18 protein-coding genes are annotated in these 18,862 nt (G+C 71.8%); all 18 read left to right on the forward strand.

Annotated features, from left to right (window positions below; genetic code table 11):
- The first annotated feature begins 28 nt into the window (after positions 1 to 28).
- The 18 genes from RAMLITH_RS13985 to RAMLITH_RS14070 all read left to right on the forward strand — a co-directional run bounded on the left by RAMLITH_RS13985 (position 29) and on the right by RAMLITH_RS14070 (position 18,837).
- On the forward strand, positions 29 to 1,099 hold the full coding sequence (locus RAMLITH_RS13985; RefSeq protein WP_168108030.1) for a peptidylprolyl isomerase: 1,071 nt from the start codon (positions 29 to 31) through the stop codon (positions 1,097 to 1,099).
- Between the two features lie 19 nt (positions 1,100 to 1,118).
- Positions 1,119 to 3,029, forward strand: coding sequence for a hypothetical protein (locus tag RAMLITH_RS13990; protein WP_168108031.1), 1,911 nt, complete (start codon positions 1,119 to 1,121; stop codon positions 3,027 to 3,029).
- Between the two features lie 33 nt (positions 3,030 to 3,062).
- On the forward strand, positions 3,063 to 3,506 hold the full coding sequence (locus tag RAMLITH_RS13995; protein WP_238344200.1) for a c(7)-type cytochrome triheme domain-containing protein: 444 nt from the start codon (positions 3,063 to 3,065) through the stop codon (positions 3,504 to 3,506).
- Positions 3,503 to 4,477, forward strand: coding sequence for a c(7)-type cytochrome triheme domain-containing protein (locus tag RAMLITH_RS14000; RefSeq protein WP_238344184.1), 975 nt, complete (start codon positions 3,503 to 3,505; stop codon positions 4,475 to 4,477). The genes RAMLITH_RS13995 and RAMLITH_RS14000 overlap by 4 nt, the downstream gene beginning before the upstream one ends.
- A 25-nt stretch (positions 4,478 to 4,502) precedes the next feature.
- On the forward strand, positions 4,503 to 5,414 hold the full coding sequence (locus RAMLITH_RS14005) for a hypothetical protein (protein WP_168108032.1): 912 nt from the start codon (positions 4,503 to 4,505) through the stop codon (positions 5,412 to 5,414).
- The gene (locus tag RAMLITH_RS14010; protein ID WP_202883269.1) at positions 5,414 to 6,295 is read left to right on the forward strand and encodes a hypothetical protein; all 882 of its coding nucleotides are present in this window, start codon (positions 5,414 to 5,416) and stop codon (positions 6,293 to 6,295) included. The genes RAMLITH_RS14005 and RAMLITH_RS14010 overlap by 1 nt, the downstream gene beginning before the upstream one ends.
- Before the next feature lie 43 nt (positions 6,296 to 6,338).
- Positions 6,339 to 6,905, forward strand: coding sequence for a c(7)-type cytochrome triheme domain-containing protein (locus RAMLITH_RS14015; RefSeq protein WP_238344185.1), 567 nt, complete (start codon positions 6,339 to 6,341; stop codon positions 6,903 to 6,905).
- Positions 6,902 to 7,276, forward strand: a complete 375-nt coding sequence (locus RAMLITH_RS14020) for a c(7)-type cytochrome triheme domain-containing protein (RefSeq protein ID WP_168108034.1) — start codon at positions 6,902 to 6,904, stop codon at positions 7,274 to 7,276. The genes RAMLITH_RS14015 and RAMLITH_RS14020 overlap by 4 nt, the downstream gene beginning before the upstream one ends.
- Positions 7,270 to 8,274 carry an NHL repeat-containing protein gene (locus tag RAMLITH_RS14025; protein WP_168108035.1) on the forward strand — a complete coding sequence of 335 codons (1,005 nt, stop codon included), beginning with the start codon at positions 7,270 to 7,272 and terminating at the stop codon, positions 8,272 to 8,274. The genes RAMLITH_RS14020 and RAMLITH_RS14025 overlap by 7 nt, the downstream gene beginning before the upstream one ends.
- Entirely contained in the window at positions 8,271 to 9,341 is a 1,071-nt protein-coding gene (locus RAMLITH_RS14030) for an NHL repeat-containing protein (RefSeq protein WP_337786151.1), read from the forward strand. The genes RAMLITH_RS14025 and RAMLITH_RS14030 overlap by 4 nt, the downstream gene beginning before the upstream one ends.
- Complete coding sequence (locus tag RAMLITH_RS14035) at positions 9,341 to 11,869, forward strand: cytochrome c3 family protein (RefSeq protein ID WP_168108036.1); 2,529 nt, start codon at positions 9,341 to 9,343, stop codon at positions 11,867 to 11,869. The genes RAMLITH_RS14030 and RAMLITH_RS14035 overlap by 1 nt, the downstream gene beginning before the upstream one ends.
- Positions 11,866 to 12,834, forward strand: coding sequence for a hypothetical protein (locus RAMLITH_RS14040; RefSeq protein ID WP_168108037.1), 969 nt, complete (start codon positions 11,866 to 11,868; stop codon positions 12,832 to 12,834). Before RAMLITH_RS14035 ends, RAMLITH_RS14040 begins: the two co-directional genes overlap by 4 nt.
- Positions 12,831 to 13,670 (forward strand): cytochrome c biogenesis protein CcsA, encoded by an 840-nt coding sequence (gene ccsA, locus RAMLITH_RS14045; RefSeq protein WP_168108038.1) that lies wholly within the window; start codon positions 12,831 to 12,833, stop codon positions 13,668 to 13,670. The genes RAMLITH_RS14040 and ccsA overlap by 4 nt, the downstream gene beginning before the upstream one ends.
- Positions 13,671 to 13,803: 133 nt before the next feature.
- On the forward strand, positions 13,804 to 14,391 hold the full coding sequence (locus RAMLITH_RS14050; protein WP_168108039.1) for a tetratricopeptide repeat protein: 588 nt from the start codon (positions 13,804 to 13,806) through the stop codon (positions 14,389 to 14,391).
- 147 nt (positions 14,392 to 14,538) lie between these two features.
- The gene (locus tag RAMLITH_RS14055; RefSeq protein ID WP_168108040.1) at positions 14,539 to 15,282 is read left to right on the forward strand and encodes a cytochrome c biogenesis protein; all 744 of its coding nucleotides are present in this window, start codon (positions 14,539 to 14,541) and stop codon (positions 15,280 to 15,282) included.
- 31 nt (positions 15,283 to 15,313) lie between these two features.
- On the forward strand, positions 15,314 to 15,817 hold the full coding sequence (locus tag RAMLITH_RS14060; RefSeq protein ID WP_168108041.1) for a redoxin domain-containing protein: 504 nt from the start codon (positions 15,314 to 15,316) through the stop codon (positions 15,815 to 15,817).
- A gap of 3 nt (positions 15,818 to 15,820) precedes the next feature.
- Positions 15,821 to 17,155, forward strand: a complete 1,335-nt coding sequence (locus RAMLITH_RS26075) for a sensor histidine kinase (protein ID WP_168108042.1) — start codon at positions 15,821 to 15,823, stop codon at positions 17,153 to 17,155.
- A 272-nt stretch (positions 17,156 to 17,427) separates the two neighbouring features.
- Positions 17,428 to 18,837: a sigma-54-dependent transcriptional regulator gene (locus tag RAMLITH_RS14070; RefSeq protein ID WP_168108043.1), complete on the forward strand. Its 1,410-nt coding sequence runs from the start codon at positions 17,428 to 17,430 to the stop codon at positions 18,835 to 18,837.
- Positions 18,838 to 18,862 lie beyond the last annotated feature (25 nt).

Here is an 18,862-nt window from a genome sequence, read left to right on the forward strand (position 1 = left end):
TTTTTTTCGAGTGGCAAGGGAGTACGACATGACGAAAGATCAACACGGCCGGCCGGCAAAGGCGCGTGCGCGCCGGCATCTCGCGTGCTGGCTGCTCGCAGCGGCCTGCGTGTCCGCGCACGCCGCCCCCGACCCTGCCACGGGCGGCGCGGCCGCCCCGGCGGCCGGGGCGCAACAGGTTTTCGCCCGGGTGGGCGAGGTGGTGGTCACCCGCGAGCAGTTCGAGGCGGCCTTCGTCCAGGCCGCCCGCGGCAAGTTCTATCACGGCAAGGCGCCCGACGGCGCCGTCGCCGCGCTGCAGCGCGAAGTCGGCCAGGGCATCGTCGACGACATCCTGATCGCCGCCGAAGCGCAGCGGCGCGGGATCGCACCCGACCACGAGAGCGTCAAGCGCACCCTCGATTCGTACGACGAACGCTATCGAGGCAATGCGCAGTGGGGCGCCAACCGCGAACGGATCCTGCCGGCGCTCAAGGCCAGGCTGGAGCGCGACAGCATCCTCGAGGCCTTCCGCAAGGAGGTCAGGACGGTCGGCGACCCGACCGAGGCCGAACTGGTCGCCTACTGGGAGGCCCACCAGGACAAGTTCACCGCGCCGGAGCAGGTGAAGCTGTCGGTGATCCTGCTGGGCGTCGTGCCGTCCTCGCCGCAGGCAAAGTGGGACGAGGCTCGGGCCGAGGGCGCCGCGATGCTGCAGCGCCTGCGCGAAGGCGCCGACTTCCAGGAGCTGGCGCGCCAGCATTCCAGCGACTCGTCGGCCGCCAATGGCGGCGACATGGGCTACCAGCACAAGGGCATGCTTCCCGAGCCGGCCCAGCTGGCGCTCGACAAGCTGGAACCCGGCGCAGTGAGCGAACCCGTCGTGCTGCTCGAAGGCGTGGCGATATTCCGGCTCGACGAGCGCAGGCCGGCCCGGCTCAATCCGCTGGACGTCGTCAGGACCCGCGCGCGCGACCTCTGGAAACGCGACAAGGGCGAGGAGGCGTGGACGCAGTTGCTCGCGCGGCTGCGCAGCGAGACGCCCGCCACGATCGACGATTCCGGTTTCCTGCCCCTGACGACCAGCGCCACCGCGGACGAGAAGGCCGCACCGCGCTGAGTCAACGCAGAAGTGCCGGATGAAGTACCCGCGGCAGCCACTGCGCGCGCTGCTGGCCGGGCTGATCGCCTTCGGTGGCGCGACGACGCAGGCCGCCCAGCCATCCGGCGGGCGCGCCGAGTCCGAAGGCGCCGCGGCCGCCGAGCCGCCCGCGTCGGGCCTGGCCGCCCTCGGCCTGAACCTCACCCGGGCGCCGATCGTCACGGCCGGCACTGTTTCCTATGACCTGCGGGCGAGCCAGGCCACCGGCGAAAGCCGGACCGTGGCGCACCTGGTTACCGGCACGCTGCTCGCCAACACCTATATCTACCAGCCCTGGTTCGCGACGGCGACCGGCAGCCTGGGTTTCACGGCCGGTCTTGCCACCGAGAGCGCGAATCCCGACGGCTCGGCCGGGCCGTTCGCCGAGGCGCCGCGGGCGGCGACACGCGACCGGTTCGTGACCGGACTGGCGCGCGTGAAGGTCTTTCCGCAAAGCCGCTTTCCCTTCGAATTCCACGTCGAGCGCAGCGACAGCCGGGTCGATACCGCGGCGCCGACCTCGCTGGACTTCCGCACCCAGAACATCGGCTTCTCGCAACGCTACCGCCCCGCCTCCAATGGCTACACGCTGGCGGCGAGCTTCGACCGGCGCGACCAATGGGCCCGCGGCGTGCGGGATACCCAGCATGCGCTGACGGGGGACTTCGGAACGTACTGGAAATACCACGACCTCACCCTCGGCGCAGCCTGGAACGAGACCCGCCGGCGCATGAGCGACGAGCGGTCCGAATTTCGATCGCTGCTGGCGCGCCACAACTACGCGCCGAGCGCCGCCGGCTCGCTGAACACCACCGTGAACTGGTCGCAGTCCCTCGAGAACAGGATCACGGTTCCCTCGGATCTCACCGTGCTGCAATGGTCCACCGTCGGCCTGCTGCGCCGCGACAATTCGCCGCTGCTGCTGACCGGTGCGGTCCGCGGCCTGGCACTGCGCGACGGCGAGGGCGACCGCGACCTGGACAGCCTGGGGCTCACGCTGGGCGCCACGTACGAGCTGTCCCACAACGCGCGCCTGTCCGCCAGCGGCAGCGCCAACAGCACCAGGAGCAACGGTGGCGCCGCCACCGGCCTCGCGGGCGCCTTCGCGGCGAACTGGCAGGGCGACACGATCGAATTCAAGGGCCTGCGCTACGACTGGTTCGCCAGCACGACGGCCGCGGTCTCCATGAACGACGACGGGGCCGCGCGCGAGCCCGCCGACGCGGGCAACGCGGTCCAGAGCACCGCGGGCCTGCAGGTCGGCCACGGCGTGTCGCGCACGTTCCAGCTCACGAGCCAGTCCGGGCTGCTGCTGAACGCGGGCCAGACGTTCTCGATCCAGGCGGGCGACGGCCAGGCCGGGCCGAAGGGCGCCGACCGGAGCGTGCAGCACAACGCCTCGGCCGCCTGGAACGTCGCCGCCGACGGCCGGACCGGCTATGCGCGGCTCTCGTACAACGACTTCACCGACCTCGGCGGCGGCCCCGCCCGTTTTCAGCTCTGGAATTTCCAGCTTTCCGGAAACTTCGCCATCAACCGCTACCAGACCGTCGGCGGAGACTTCACGTGGCAGCGCACCGACCAGCGCATCGGCGTCGACGCGGCGCTGCCGGCGGGCGCGCAACGCGTGCTGTCCAGGGGCGCGAGCGGCGAACTCGCGTACCGGCACCAGCGGCTCTTCGGCTTTCAGCGCCTGCGCTTTTCCTCGCGGATCAAGCTGGCCCAGGATGTGCTGCACCAGCCAGGGATGCTGTCCGCCATTCCCGATCGTGAGACCCGTGCGTGGGAGAACCGCCTCGACTGGTCCATCGGCCGGCTGGAGTCCCAGCTCATCGTCCGCCTCTCGGAAGTGGACGGGCGGCGACGGGATTTCCTGATGTGGCGGATCCAGCGCAGTTTCGGGAATTGAAGCGGCGCGTGTTGCGCAAGGAAGAGGAGCTTGATGATGTTCGAAACGACGGGCGCGCGGCCGTGGCGCCACCGGTGGCGGCTGCTGCTGGCGCTGTTGGCGGCGGTGGCTGCGCTGGCGGGGCTGTCGCCCGACGCCCGGGCCGAATACGGCGACGTGGTGATCAACAACTACTCGGACGCGTCCGGCATGCGCCCGGTCGTGTTCCCGCACTGGTTCCACCGGATCCGCTATCGCTGCAAGGTCTGCCACGCCGACCTCGGATTCAAGTTCAAGGCCGGCGGCAACGAGATCAACATGGTCAAGGTGATCGACGGCCAGTTCTGCGGCGCCTGCCACAACGGCGACGTGGCCTGGAGCATCGAGAACTGCAACATGTGCCACTCCGGCAAGCCGAACACGCCGACCCAGGTGCACGAGAGCACGATCAACTCGCTGGTCATCCCGGGCGGGGCCCAGAAGGAGAAGCGGCCATGAGGCGCGGCACCTGGATGGTGGCCGCCATGCTGGCGGTTTCGACCTGGATCGCGGCGCCCGACGCCGCCGCCCAGGACCCGGCCGGCAAGGCGGTCTACGAATCGGCCTGCGTCGCCTGCCACGGCACCGGCGTGCTTGGCGCGCCGAAGCTGGGGGACGCGGCGGCCTGGAAGGCCAGGGCCGGGGGCAGTCTCTCCGCCCTCGTGGCCAGCGCGAAAGCGGGCAAGGGCGCCATGCCGGCCAAGGGCGGCAACGCGGCGCTGACCGATGCCCAGCTGGCCGCCGCCATTGCCTACATGATGGGCGACGCGGCGGCGAAGGCGCCGGCGGCGGCGCCCGCGGCTGCCAAGGCGGCGGGGCCGGCGGCCGCGCCCGCCACGCCGGCCCAGGCGGCCACTGCCCCGGCACCGGCCGCCACGCCGAGGCCGGTTGCCGTGGCACCCTCGAACGTCAACTCGTTCAACCGGCTGCTGCGGGCCCCCAGCCAGCGCAATCGGCCGCCGGCGGAGGATGGAATCCACGACGCGACGAACGACGGCACGCTGGCCCTGCAGCCGCCGCTCGCGTCGTTCCAGGAACTGCCGCGCAGCAACGCGGGCAACCGGGTGGACTGGGTCAAGTCGATGCGCGAGAACAAGATCGCTCCGCGCGCCGATCGCCTCGACGACAAGGTCCAGCCGATGGTCATGGACCTGAACATCGTGCGCGAAGTGAAGGGCTCGATGCCCGACGTGGTGTATCCGCACAAGCAGCACACCGAGTGGCTCGACTGCTCCAACTGCCACCCGGCGATCTTCAAGCCGCAGAAAGGCGCCAACCAGATCAGCATGGCAAGCATCCTGCTCGGCGAAGCGTGCGGCGTCTGCCACGGCAAGGTGGCGTTCCCGGTCTCCGAGTGCCGCCTGTGCCATTCCAAGGCCAAGCCCGTGGCGGCGACCGCCGGCGCCGCCCCGGCCGAGGCGGCGAAATAGGAACGGCGGCACGGAGCACACGACGATGAGCAATGTGACTGCCTGGTGGACCAAGGCCGCGCTGGTCCTCACGCTCGCGCAGCTGGCGCAGGACGGCCTCGCGCAGCCGGGCGCGCCGGTCCGCCGGAGCGTGTCGCTCCAGACCATCGAGCAGAAGATCTCGATGCTCGAAAAGCTCCTGGGCCAGTCCTCGGTCGCGGCGCGGGTGCTGGCCAGCGGCAGCGAGCAGGCGCAGCGGCACCTGGGCGCCGCGCGCGAGCTGGCCGTGCGTGCCCGCTCCCTGTCCGCGGTGGGCGAACTGCCGCGCGCCGACGCCCTGCTCAACGAGGCCATCTGGGAGATCGGCCGCGCGCAGCAGCTGGTGCCGGATTCGGGCGTGCGCCGGGTGGCCGACCGGGCTCGCTACATGCAGCTGGAGGACAGCGTGGCCGCGCTGCGCCGCACGTCCGAGATCGGCCAGCCCGCGGCCGGGCCGGGCGCCGAACCCCTCGCCGGGGTCGTCGCGCAGGCGGACGTCCACGTGCAGCGGGCCGTCGGCCTGGCGGCGGCGGAGCGTTACTCCGAAGCCAACCAGGAACTCGACCTGGCACTCATGCTCCTGATGAAGGAAGCATCGTCGCGGCTGGCCGGCCAGACCCTCGTCTACGGCACCCGCTTCGCGAACCGCCGCGAGGAATTCGATCATGAGCTCGAGCGCCACCGCAGCTTCGAGCGGCTGGTGCCGCTCGCGCTCGCGGAGCTCAGGCCCGCGCCTGAGGCGGTCGCCGTGGTCCAGCGCCACGTGGCGCGAGCCCGCGAACTGCGCGAGCGCGGCGAGGCCGTGGCCGGCCGCGATCTCGCCGCGGCGATCGGGCATGTCGTCGATGGCACTTACGCGCTGCGCAGCGCGCTCCAGGCGAGCGGCCTGGTGGTGCCGCAAACCATGGGGGGCCAGTGATGGCACGCCTGCTTGACCTGTACCTGCGCGGCGCCTTCGTGGCGCTCGCCCTCTATGCGGCGGTCGCGAGCGCGGCCCAGACCCTGCCGCCGGACCGCAGCCAGCTGGAACGCAAGCTGACCTCGACCCGCACGCTGATCGAAACCTCGTCCGGCGCCAGACAGATCGAGGCCAGCGGCGACGCCGCGGCCGTCGCCGACCGGGCGCGCGCGCGCGAACTGCACGCGCGGGCCGGCGATGCCCTGCGCAGCGAGGAGCTGGAGAGCGCCAGCAAGCTGCTGGACGAGGCGTCCCGCGCCATGTTCGCCGCCGTGCGCAAGGCCGCCGCCGAGCAGGTCTCCGGCCGCAAGGAGCGCGCCGACTTCGAAGCGCGGATGCTTTCGACGCGGGCCCTGCTGGAGGCGCAACGGCGCGTCGCCGCGGAGAAGAATTCGGGCCAGTCGGCGCGCGACGTCTCCAGCCGGGTCGAGAAGCTGCTGGCCGAGGCGGGCGAACAGGCCCGCAGCGGGATGATGGGCGCGGCGCGCCGCACCCTGGACCAGGCCTACATGGCGGTGAAGATCTCGGCCATCGGCCTGCGCGATGGCGACACCGTGGTGCGGTCGCTCAATTTCACCAGCAAGGCCGAGGAATACGAGTACGAGATCGATCGCAACGAGACCCACCGGATGCTGGTCGACATGCTGCTGAAGGAAAAGCGCGGCACGGCCAGTGTCGGCGCGATGGTCGACCAGGCGCTCGCGGCGGCCGCGACCCTGCGTTCCCAGGCGGAGGCCGAGGCCGCGCGCCGCGACCATGACACGGCGGTCAAGACGCTGGAGCAGTCGACGCGCGAACTGGTCAAGGCGATCCGCGGCGCGGGCGTCTACATCCCGGGCTAGCATGGCTGCGCGGCACGGCGGATCCGGCGGGCGGGCGGCCGCGATGGCAGGCAGGCTCCGACTGGGGCTGCTCCTGCTTCTCGCCTTCGTCTCGGCGCTGGCCGTGGCGTCGGGGCCGAAGTGGCGCGCGATCGCCAATGACGGGGTGCATGACCCGGCCAGTCCGGCCATCGGCCTGCTGCAGGAGCCGCGCGAAGCACTGGGCGGGCTGGCGCCCGACACCGCGGGCAACCAGGTGCGCTGGATGCAGGCGCTCGACCAGGGCCAGATCCAGCCGCGCACCAACATCCATCCGGAGACGAAGGTCAACCTGCGCACCACGGACGTCCTGCTGGTGAACACCAGTGTCCAGCCCATCGTGAGGTTTCCGCATCGGCAGCACACCGCCTGGCTCGATTGCGTGAACTGCCACGACCATCTGTTCGAGCAGAAGGCCGGGGCCACGCGCATCGGCATGATGGCCATCCTGATGGGGGAAAAGTGCGGCGTCTGCCACGGGGCGGTCGCCTTTCCGCTCACGGAGTGCAATCGCTGCCACAGCGTCGTGCGTGGCAGCCCCGAGCACCTGCGGTTCGGCACGTCGCTGGTGCGGGAATCGACCGCGCCATGAAGCTGCGGGCCGCCCTGTCGTTCCTGCTGCTGTGGCTCGCCCTGGCCGTGCCGGCACAGGGGGAGTACGCCGACGTGGTGCTGAACCGGCTGTCGGAGCAGTCCGGGATGCGGCCGGTCGTCTTCCCGCACTGGTTTCACCGGATCCGCTTTCGCTGCAAGGTCTGCCACGGCGAGCTTGGTTTCAAGATGCGCGCCGGAGCCAACGTCGTGCAGATGAACGACATCATCAACGGCAAGTTCTGCGGCATGTGCCACAACGGGCGGGTGGCGTGGTCCGCCGACCGGTGCGACCTGTGCCATTCAGGCAGGCGGGGCCTGCCCAGCGGGATCTACGGCGGCAGCGAAACAGGAGGGCCAGGCCGATGGTGAAACCCCAGGTGCGTCGGCGGGCCTTCACGTTCGGGGCGGCGGCCGCCGCGTTCGGGCTGGGCGGCTGCGCCGGAACCCAGGACGACGCGGCGCGGCCGCGCGCCGCAAACGGCGGCGGGGTGCTGACGCCGTGGCTGGCCATCGACGGCGGCTGGCGCGCCGACCCGCGGCAGCCGCTCCAGATCGTGCCGGTGCCGGGCGCCCGGCTCAGGTTCGTGCAACCGGTGGGCGTGGCCGCGCTCGGCGACCTGCTGCTGGTCGCCGACGCGGGGGCGCGCATGGTGTGGCGCATCGACCGCGGCCGGGACGCCATGGCCCCGTTCGCCCCGTTCACCGGCGGCAGCCCGGGACACGCCGCCTCGCTGCACGTCGCCAACGACATGAGCGTCTGGGTCGCGCTGCCGGCCGAGCACCAGGTGGTGCAGTACGACCCGCGCGGCCGGGTGGTCCGCCGCTTCCTCGACGACGCCAACGCACCGAGGCCGGTGGCGGTCGCGGTGCCGGACAGCCGCGCCGAAGTGTTCGTGGGCGATGGCGCTGCCGCGCAGGTGGCGGTGTTCGATCCGCTCGGACGCACCGTCGGCCTCCTCGGCGGAGGTCGCCATCCCGTCTTGCAGAGCATCGCGGCGATGGCGCTGGGACCGGACGGCCTCTATGTGCTGGACCCGCTCGCGCAGCAGGTCGTCGTGCTGGGGCGCGGTGGCGAAGTGGTCGCGGTCATCGGGGAAAACCAGTTGCTGCGCCCGCGCGCGCTGGCGGTCGACCGCAGCGGCCGGGTGTTTGTCAGCGACGACGCCGACCAGCGCATCAAGGTGTTCCGCGGGGCCGACATGGTGGCCGCCGTCGGCGGTGCCGGCGGGGGCCCGGGACGCTTCGGGCGGATCGAGGCGCTGGCCGTGGACGGCAACATGCTCTACGTGGCAGACAGCGTCAATGCGCGGGTGCAGGTGATGCTGGTCGCACCGCCATCCCTGGAGCGCCGGGGAGCGCGGTCGTGAAGCGACCGGGCGGGTGGGTGCTGGCGGCGGCCATCGCCGCCGGGCTCGCGGGCTGTGCCAGCGAACCGCTGGTGATGCGGCTGGAGGGAACCGCGGCCGAGTTGTCCCGGGTCTTCCCGCCACCGGAGACCCAGGAGGTGCCGCGCTACCGGTATCTCGGCCAGCTGGTGGGAGAGTCCAACTTCCGGCCGGTCGACGGCGAGCGGCGCGGCACCGCGCGCAAGCTGCTGGCGTGGGTGGTCGGACTGGACGAAGCGCAGGAGCAGCCGCTGGTGCTGCAGCGCCCGCAAAGCGGCGTCGTGGACGCGGCCGGCCGGGTCCTCGTCACCGACGTGAGCCGCAACGCCGTGTTCGTGTTCGACGAGGCGGGCGGCCGCCTGGATCTGTGGGAACACGCCACCAGGGCGGAACGGTTCGCCGCGCCGATCGGCATCGCGCTGGGCCGCGATGGCGAATTGGTGGTGGCGGATGCGGAGCTGGGACGGGTCTTCCGGCTGGGGCCCGACGGCAAGCCGCACGGCGAGTTCGGCGCCGGCGTCCTGCAGCGGCCCGCCGGCGTGGCGACCGATCCGAAAACCGGCCGCGTGTTCGTTGCCGACACCCACGCCCACGACATCAAGGTCTTCGACGGCGATGGCCGGCTGCTGCAGACGTGGGGCCGACGCGGCGAGCAGCAGGGCGAGCTCAACTTCCCGACCCACCTGACTTTTGTCAACGGAATGCTGATGGTCGTGGATACGATGAACGCGAGGGTGCAGGGCTTCGATACGGAGGGCCGGCCCGCGCTCACGCTCGGCCAGCGCGGCCGGTACGTGGGGAACCTGGTCCGGCCCAAGGGAGTGGCGGCCGACGACGAGGGCAACCTCTACGTGGTGGAATCGATGTACGACACCCTGCTGGTTTTCGACCGCAAGGGACAGCTGCTGATGCACCTGGGCGGCAACGGCTCCGATGCCGGCCGCTTCTACCTGCCCGCGGGCGTCTGGGTCGATTCGCGCAATCGCGTGTTCGTCGCCGACATGTTCAACGGGCGCGTCGCCATCTTCCAGTTCCTCGGGGGCAACTGATGGTCCGTGTCGTGCCCTGGCTGCTCGCGGCGCTGCTGGTGCTGGTCGCCGCGCTCGCGGCCACGGAACCCGCCGGCGCGGCGAAGGTCTCCGACGTGCGCGGCACCAAGCACAACCTGTCGGCCGCCGGGCCCGGAACGGTGAAGGCGCCGACCGGCGGGGAGTCGCAGATCTGCGTCTTCTGCCATACGCCGCACGCCGCCGAGACGATCCCGAACGCCCCGCTGTGGAACCGCAAGCTGTCGGCCGCCACGTACACGACCTACACCTCCAGCTCGATCGAGGCCAGCGCGGCCGAACTGGCGGCGGGCCCGGGCGGGAGTTCCAAGCTGTGCCTGTCGTGCCACGACGGAACGATGGCGATCGGCAGCGTGAACGTCCTCAATGGGCTGGGGGGCGCGTCGGTTCCGCTGACCGGCACGGCCACCGGGGGCCTGATGCCGACGACCGGCGCCACCACCGGGTTCACCCGCAACCTGGGCGTGAACCTGAGCAACGATCACCCGATCTCGTTCACGTACAGCTCGACCCTCGCAACGAACGACGGCGAGTTGCGGCCGCCCGATGGCACCCTTGTGGGCACGCGATCGCCCGGCGTCAAGCCGACGCTGCCCCTGGAAGACGGCAAGGTCCAGTGCACCACCTGCCACGACCCGCACCTGCGCGAGACCGACACGGCCAAGGGGCCGGCGAAGTTCCTGCGCCTGAACCGCTTCCAGGAGCTGGCGCCCGCCGGCGGGGCGTTCTCCGAGGCGAACGACATCATCTGCCTGGCCTGCCACGACAAGGGCGGGCAGCTCTGGGCCCTGTCCGCCCATGCCCACCCGTCGGTGGCCAACGAGCTGTACACGACGGACGCGGCGAACCGCCGGGAATTTCCGACGACCGCGCCCGGCATGCCGGTGTGGAAGGCCGCCTGCCTCAACTGCCACGACACGCACACGGTGCAAGGTGCGCGGCGCCTGTTGCGCGAGGGCACGGACAGCACCAGCTCGCCGAAGGCGGGCGGCGGCTCCGCCATCGAGGAAACGTGCTACCAGTGCCACTCGGGCCTGACCGACACGCTGACCAGCGTGGCGTCGGTTCCCAACATCAGGGACGAGTTCACGCGGACCTACCGCATGCCGATCAGCACGGCCGACCAGACCTTCAACGGGAACACCGCGGAGCGGCACGACATCGGCGCGGGGCCGGGCACCGGCAAGGACTTCGTCGAGTCCACGGCCGTCCTGGCGAACCGCCACGTCGAGTGCACCGACTGCCACAACCCGCACCGGGTGACGAAGAAGCAGCGTTTCAATGCGGACCCCGCGACGGCGGACGCTTCGGGCACGCACAACCACGCTGCCGGCCATACCAATATCGCCTCGGGTGTCCTGCGCGGCATGTCGGGAGTGGAGCCGACCAAATGGGCGGGCGTGCAGTTCGGCAACGTGGCTTCCGAGTTCGCCGTCAAGAGCGGAGACGGCGGCAACAGCGCCGACACGAATCCGGCGGCCAGCAGCGCCTGGCTCACGCGCGAGTACCAGGTGTGCCTGAAGTGCCATTCGAGCTATGCCTATGGCAACACGCCGCCCGACCTGGGAAGCAGCGGAGGCGGCACCACCAGCGGCACCAACGGCGTCACGCGCTACACCGACCAGGCCATGGAGTTCCAGGCGCCGTCCGGGCACCGCGCGCGGCCGGCCACCACCAGCGACAGCGGTGCGGCGGCCGGCTGGTCGGGCAACAACCACCGCAGCTGGCATCCGGTGATCGGTTCCACCGGCCGCACCCACGCGCTGCGCGGCACCAGCACCAGTTCCTGGCGTGCGCCATGGAACGCCGATGCCGACGTCGGCAGCCAGACCATGTACTGCTCGGACTGCCACGGGACCAATACCGCCGCCGATTCGGTGGTGGGCAGTCCGGCCGGTCCCCACGGGTCGGCCAACCCCTTCATCCTGAAGGGGCAGTGGAGCCAAACGACCGGAACCGGGTCGCGCGAAGGCGGGCAGACGGCCAATGCCCTGTGCTTCAAGTGCCACAACCCGGGTACCTACCTGAACGGGGTCGCCGGCGGCGGCAGCACCGGCTTCAACGGTGGCGGCAAGGGCAACCTCCACAAGTACCACAACGACAAGATCGAGAGGCTGCGCTGCACCTGGTGCCACGTCGCCGTCCCGCACGGCTGGAAGAACCGTTCGTTGCTGGTCAACCTCAACGACGTCGGGCCCGAGGTCAAGTGCCGCCAGGAGGATGCCGACGACCTGCCGACCGGCTCCAAGTGCACCGTCGGCCAGCCGATGCCGGTTGGCACCCAGATGCGCAACGGCTCTTCCGGCAGCGGCGCGACCAGTACCACCGACTGGAACAACCGCGGCTACACGAACGGGCCCTATTACCTCAACGCCATGCTGAAGATCCGCAGCTTTCCCAGCGGCAGCTGGTCCGAGGGCAACTGCGGCTCCTCCGGTGCTCCGGGCAACGGCTCGAGCGGGCGCAGCTGGATGCGCGACTCGAACGAGAGCTGCGAGGCCGCGCCATGAACCGGCTGCTGCGCCGGCTGGCCTCGAATCGGCTGATGATCGCGGGCTTCGCGCTGCTCGGCGCCGCCGTTCTGTTCTCGTATGCCCGGCCGGAGATGCCGGCGGCCCTCGTGGTGTTGCCGCTCGCCCTGCTGGCGAGCAACCTGGCGGCGGCGATCACGGTCCGGCCGGCGCTGCGCTGCGGCGGGCTGGGCCTGTTCCACGCCTGCCTGCTCGGGCTGCTGCTGCTCGCCGGGTGGGGTCGTCTCACGCACCTGGACGGGCGGGTGGAAGTGACCGAAGGAACGGCGCTCGACCCGCAACAGGTGGAGGTGACGGCGCAAGGGCCATGGCACGGCGCGGGCTGGCAGCGGCTGGCCTTCAGGCAGGGCGCCTGGGAAGTCGATTACGCGCCGGGCGTGCGCCGCGCGCACACCCGCAGCCAGGTGTGGCTTCCCGGGGCGGCAGCGCCGCACGTCGTCGGCGACGACACGCCGCTGGTGCTGGACGGCTATCGCCTGTACACGACGCACAACAAGGGCTTCGCCCCGCTGCTGCGCTGGCAGCCGGATGGAGGGGAGCCGGTGCTCGGTGCAGTGCACCTGCCGTCCTATCCGCTGTTCGACTACCAGCAGGAGAGCCGCTGGAACGCGCCGGACGGCCGCGCGCTGCGCTTGTGGCTGCGGCTGGAGCGCGCGTTGCCCGAGGAAGTCGCCTGGACCCTGCGCGCGCACGACGTTCCCGCCGTCCTGGTGGTCGAGTCGGCCGGGCAGCGCCACGAGTTGCGTCCCGGGGCCTCGCTCGCGCTGCCGGGCGCGACCCTGCGCTATGAAGGCCTCACCAGCTGGATGGGCTACAAGATCTTCTACGACCCGACGCTGTGGCCGATGCTCGCGGTATCGCTCGCCGGCATGGCGGGGCTCGCATGGCACCTGTGGGGCCGGACCGTGCGGCTGCTGCCGGTGCAGCGGGAGGTGACGCCATGATCCCGGCGCGACCGGTCGACTCGTGGTGGCTCTGTGCCGGCGCGGCGCTGGTGGCGCTGGCGGCGCTGCTCGCCTGGGTGCGAGTGGCGGCGCCGGCCGGGCCGCCGCGCCCGGCGCGCCGGGCCCCCGTGATCGCGCTCCTGGACATCGGAATCGCGGTGCTCGTGATCGGCATCGCGATGCGCTGGGCGCGGATCGGGCATGGCCCGTTCCTCAGCATGTTCGAGGTGCTGGCCAGCAGCCTGGTGAGCCTCGGCCTCGGCTGGCGCATCGCCGCCTCGCGCTGGCCGGTGCTCGCCGACGCGGCGCCGATGGCGCTGTCGCTGCTCGGGGTGATGGCCGGCTGGATGCTGACGGTGAGCACGGCGGATACCCACCTGCCGCCCACGTACCAGATGTCGGTGATGTGGTTCCACATCCTCCTGGGCAAGGTCTTTCTCGCTTGCGCGCTGGTCGCCGCGGGGCTGGCCGGCGTGGTGCTCGCACGCACGCGCGAGCGGGGACGCCGCTGGTTCGCGAGGATGCCGGGGGACGCCGTCCTCGACGCGATCGCCTGGCGCTTCATGCTGGCCGCGCTGGTCTTCGAGAGCCTGATGCTGATCGCCGGCGCCGTCTGGGCGCAGGACGCCTGGGGCCGGTACTGGGCCTGGGATCCGCTGGAAACCTGGGCCTTCATCACCTGGCTGGCGCTGGTGGCGGCGGTGCACGCGCGCGTCACGTGGCGGGTGGCGCCGCGCCAGGGCGCGCTGATGATCGTCGGCGTGTTCGCGGTCGCCTTCCTCACCTTCTTCGGCGTGCCCTTCGTCACCCTGGCGCCACACAAGGGGGCCGTATGAAGCGAGGGCGAGGGGCCCCGTGCACGGGGATCGACCCGCGGAATGCGGCCGCCCTCCGGGGACGGGGGCTGCGCGTGCCAGGGGCGGTGCCCCCGGGGGCGGTGTGAGCAGCGTGGCACGGCGGGAGCGATCCATGGCGGCGGGCGGGGCCCTCGGGCAATTCTGGCGGCACAACCCCGGGGTCGCGTGGGCCAGCTTGATCCTGCTGTTCGCACTCGCGGGCGCATCCGCGTGGGCGGTGCTGGCGCCGCGGCCCGTGTCGCGCCTGGAACACCAGCGTGCCATGACCGACGCCGAGCTGCGCCAGCGTTTCGAACAGGCCGTCGTGATGCTTCACGCGAAGCAGTACGACCATGCGATCACCGCCTTGCACCGGGTGCTGGAACTGGCCCCCGCCATGCCCGAGGCCCACGTGAACATGGGCTACGCGTTGCTGGGGCTGAAGCAGGCGGACGCTGCCCGCAGCTTCTTCCAGTCGGCCATCGAATTGCGGCCGCAGCAGGCGAACGCCTATTACGGCCTGGCGCTGGCCGAGGAACTGCGCCAGGACTGGGAACTGGCGCTGGGCGCCATGCGCAGCTACCTGCACCTGAGCGGCGCCGACGAACCGCACCGGGCGAAGGCGCGCGCGGCGCTGTGGGAATGGGAGCAGAAGCTGGGGCGGCTGCCGCCGGCGCCGTCCGGTGCGCAGCAGCCGGCTCGCCAGCAGCCGGGACGCTAGGGGCGGCGCCTGGCTGCGCTTCCCGAATCCGGGAAGCGCAAGGCGGGTTTTCTGCCGCCGGGAAGCCGGCCGCACATCCAAAAGACCGCGTTTCGGGTCTTGCGGCGGTTCGCTGACGCTGGCACGTTCCGTGCGAAGGTCTCGCCCATGCGCTTTCCCGTACCGCCCCCTGTCCGGATTGCCATCGACCGGCTCGGCTCACCCGGCGCGTTCTACCGGCTGGCCGGGCGTCTGGTGCCGTGGTGCGCCGGGGCCGCACTGGCGCTGACGCTGCTGGCCCTGGCCCTGCTGGTGGCGCCGGAGGGCTCCGCGCGGGGCGAGGCCTCGCGCATCCTCTTCGTCCACGTGCCGGCGGCCTGGACGTCCCTGCTGCTCTATTTCGCCATGGCGGCATGCGCCGGGCTCGCCCTCGCCTCCGGCCAGCGCCTGGCGGCGCTGCTGATGACCGCGCTGGCGCCGACCGGGATCCTCTTCACCTGCCTGGCGCTGTGGACCGGTTGGCTGCTGGGCAAGCCGTCGTGGCACGGGAGCTGGGCCTGGGATGCGCAACTCGCCTGCGAAATGATCCTCTTCGCGCTGTACGCGGCGGTCCTGGCCCTGCGCCTGGCGATCGACGACCCGGCCCGCGCCGACCGGGCCTGCGCGGTGCTGGTGCTGGTGGGGGCGCTCAACGTGCCTTTCGTCTACTACACGCTCAGCTGGTGGCAGGGGCTGCACGACCGCGCCGCCAGCGCCGCACCTGCCATGGCCGCCACCATGCTGGGCGGGATGCTGCTCCTGACCCTCGCCTTCTGCATGTATGCGAAGGCGGTGGCGCTCGCCCGCGTGCGCTTCCTCATGCTCGAGCGAGCGGCGTTGCGCCGCTGGCTCGGCCGCGAAGGCGCGGCATGAACGGCGGCGCGACCGGCCGGGAGCGACCCGCGTGAGGCGGCGCGAAGCGATCGCCCTCCTGGCTGCCGCCGGCGGCCTGGCGGCCTGCGGCGACCAGCGCCCGAGGCCCGGCGCCCGCTGGCCGGCGCTCGCCGTGCGCGACCTCGGCGGCCGTTCCGCCACCCTGCCGGCCGCCAGTGGCGGGGCACGCCTGATCAATCTCTGGGCCTTGTGGTGTCCGCCCTGCCGCCGCGAGTTGCCCGGCCTCGACCGCCTCGCCGCCGCGCTGGCGCCGCGCGGAATCGAGGTGTCCACCATTGCCGTGGCCGACGACGCCTTCGCGATCCGCGAATACCTCACCCAGCAGGGCCTGGGCCTGCGCAGTGTCGTCATTGCGCCGGGCGCGCCCGGCCTGGAGCCGCTGCGGATCGAATCGCTCCCGCAGTCGTTCGTCGTCGCCGCCGACGGTGCCGTGCTGGCGCGCTGGATCGGCGAGCGCGACTGGGACGCGCCGGCGGTGCGGCGTGAATTCGATCGTGTCCTCCAACAGGCGTAACCGATGAGCACAACCGCGCAGCAACTCGACTCCCTGGTGGCGCCGGTGCCCGCCGCCGCCAGGGCCAGGCCCGCACCCCGGCGCCTGCCGCTGCGGGCCACCGGTTTGCTGGCCATCCTTGGCGTGATGGTGCTGGCCATGCTCCTGGTCGCCGCGGCGCTGGTGTTCCGGGGGGCGGTGCGGGGCCACCTCGATGCCGTCGAGCAGGCGGACGCACGCTGGGCCACGGCGCTGCAGTTGCGGGCGCAGGAGACGGCCGCGGCGGGCGACGGCGCGCGCCTGCGCGACGCCGACCAGGAACTGCGGCGCATCGGCGGCGACCGCGCGGCGCACCTGGAGGCGTCGCGGCAGCTGATCGACGGCGGCACGGTCGTGATGGCGTGCATCGCCTGGCTGGGCATCACCTGCATCGGCGCCCTCGCGCTGCTGTTCTTTTCGCGGCTGGCGACCGACATCGGGGCGGTGCGGGCCCGTGCCCTCGCGATCCTGACGGGCGACCGCGGCCGCGGCCGCGCCCTGGAGCGCAACGACGAACTGAGCGACCTCGCCCGGGCGCTCGACGAACTGGCGGAGGCCCTGGACCGCCGGGAGCGCGACCTGGACATCCAGCGCCGCCAGGTCATGCACCAGGAAAAACTCGCCGCCGTCGGTTCCATGGCCGCGGGCGTGCTGCGCGAGATCGGGAACCCGATCGCCGCGATCGACGGCCTCGCGCGCGCGCTGGCCGAGGCGCAGCGCGGCGGTGAAGCCGTGGCGCCGGGCGCCGCCTGGTTCGACCCCGCGCAGATCCTGCACGAGACCTCCCGGCTGGCGGCCATCACGCACGAGATTTCGGAGCTGGCGGCGGCGCCGGCCGCGCAATGGCAGCTCGCCAGCCTGAACGAGGTGGTCGCCAAGTCACTCGCGCTGCTGCGCTACGAACCGCGCCTGGAAGGCGTGGCGGTCGTGCCGGCGCTCGATCCGCAGCTGCCGGCCGTCATGGGCATCGCCGACCGGCTGGTGCAGGTGGTGATGAATCTCGTGGTCAATGCGGCCGACGCCGTGGCGGCGTTGCCGCCGCGCACCGGCCGGATCGAGGTGGCGACGCACCGGGTCGACGGCGGGATGGCGTTGTGCATCAGCGACAACGGCAGCGGGATGAGCGAGGCGGTGCGCGAACGCGCGTTCGAACCGCTGTTCACCACCAAGGCGGCGGGCTGCGGCACGGGGCTGGGGCTGCCCCTGTGCCGCTCCGTGGTGCACGAACACGGCGGCCGGATCGACCTGGACTCCGCCCCCGGCCAGGGCACCCGCGTGCGGGTGTGGCTGCCCGCCGGCGCAGGCCCGGCCGTACAATAACCAGCGTCGCAGCAAGCGGCGCGAAGCGCCCGCTTCCTGTCCTGGCGGTGCGGTTCCCGGCCGGTTTCCACTCCCCTGGTGCCTTGGTCCCCTGCCTGGCGCAGGGCATTGCCGGGAAACGTCCCCAGGTCGTGCTTCGGTCACGCTGCGGCAGCCCGGCCCGGGGGCGTCCCGGGTGTGGATCGAGGAGTCGGCCAGCACCATGGCAGTTGAATGATGCGCTACCGCCGATTCGAATCCCGCCGGGCGCGAGCCCGGAGCCGGCCCGCCCGATGAGCTCAAGCAGCCTGCAGATCCTGGTCGTCGACGACGAGCCCGCCATCCGGCAGATCCTGGCGGCGAGCCTGGCCCGGGCCGGCCACCCGGTCGAGGTGGCGGCCAGCGGCCGCGAGGCGCTGATGCGGCTGGCCAAGGGCGACGTCGAGGTCGCGTTGTGCGACATCAACATGCCCGACCTGACCGGCATCGAGGTGGTGCGCGAGGCGCGCGCCAACGGCGTCGACACGACCTTCATCATGATGACGGCGTTCTCGTCGGTCGACACGGCCATCGAGGCGATGAAGGCCGGCGCGATCGACTACATGATCAAGCCGCTGCGCTCGGAAGAGCTGGTGCAGCGGCTCAAGCAGGTGGCCGACCTGCGGGGCCTGAAGGGCGAGAACGAGGCGCTGCGCAAGCTGGTGGGCGGGAGACGGCAGGACCATTGCCCGGCCGTGTCGCAGGCCATGAAGACGCTCGACCGGCTGGTCGCGAAGGTGGCGCCCACCGACAGCACGGTGCTCATCACCGGCGAAAGCGGCACCGGCAAGGGCGTGACGGCGCGCGCCATCCATCAGGCGAGCCAGCGCGCCAACGAGCCGTTCATTCCCGTCAATTGCGGCGCCATTCCGGAGAACCTGCTGGAGAGCGAGTTCTTCGGCCACACCAAGGGCGCGTTCACCGGCGCCGACCGGGCCCGCAAGGGCCTGTTCCTGGAGGCCGACCGGGGCACGATCTTTCTCGACGAGATCGGCGAGCTTCCGCTGGAGTTGCAGGTCAAGTTGCTGCACGTGCTGGAGGCGCGCGAGATCCGCCCGCTGGGCAGCGAGCAGGTGCGCAAGATCAACGTCCGCATCGTGGCCGCCACCAACCGCGACCTGCGCGAGATGGTCGGCGCCGGGCGGTTCCGCGAGGACCTGTTCTTCCGGCTGAGCGGCTTCCACGTGACGGTGCCGCCGCTGCGCGAGCGCCGCGAGGATATCCCGGCGCTGATCCGCTACCTGCTGGCGCGCGGCTCGGAGCGGTTCGGCGTCGCCGGCACGCTGGCGATCGAGCCGGATGCCGAGGAGATCCTGATCGCGTACGACTGGCCCGGCAACGTGCGCGAGCTGGAAAACGTGCTGCAGCGCGCCACGATCCTGGCCGAGGACGGCCGGATCACGGTGGCGGACCTGCCGCCGCACATCACCCCGGCCACGCCGGCCGGGGCCTCTCCCGAGGCGCCTCGGCCGGGCACGGGCACGCTGCGCGAACAGGTGCGCGACTACGAGCACGGCCTGATCCTGCGTGCCATCGAGGATTGCGGCGGCGACCGGCGCGCCGCGGCGCAGCGCCTGGGCATCGGCCTGTCCAGCCTCTATCGCAAGCTCGAGGAGCAGGAGCAGGCCCGTGCCGCGGCCGGCTCGGGCGCCGCGCCCGCCTGACGAAAATCAAGTGACCGCGGCCGCA

Source organism: Ramlibacter lithotrophicus (assembly GCF_012184415.1).
Lineage (GTDB): Bacteria > Pseudomonadota > Gammaproteobacteria > Burkholderiales > Burkholderiaceae_C > Ramlibacter > Ramlibacter lithotrophicus.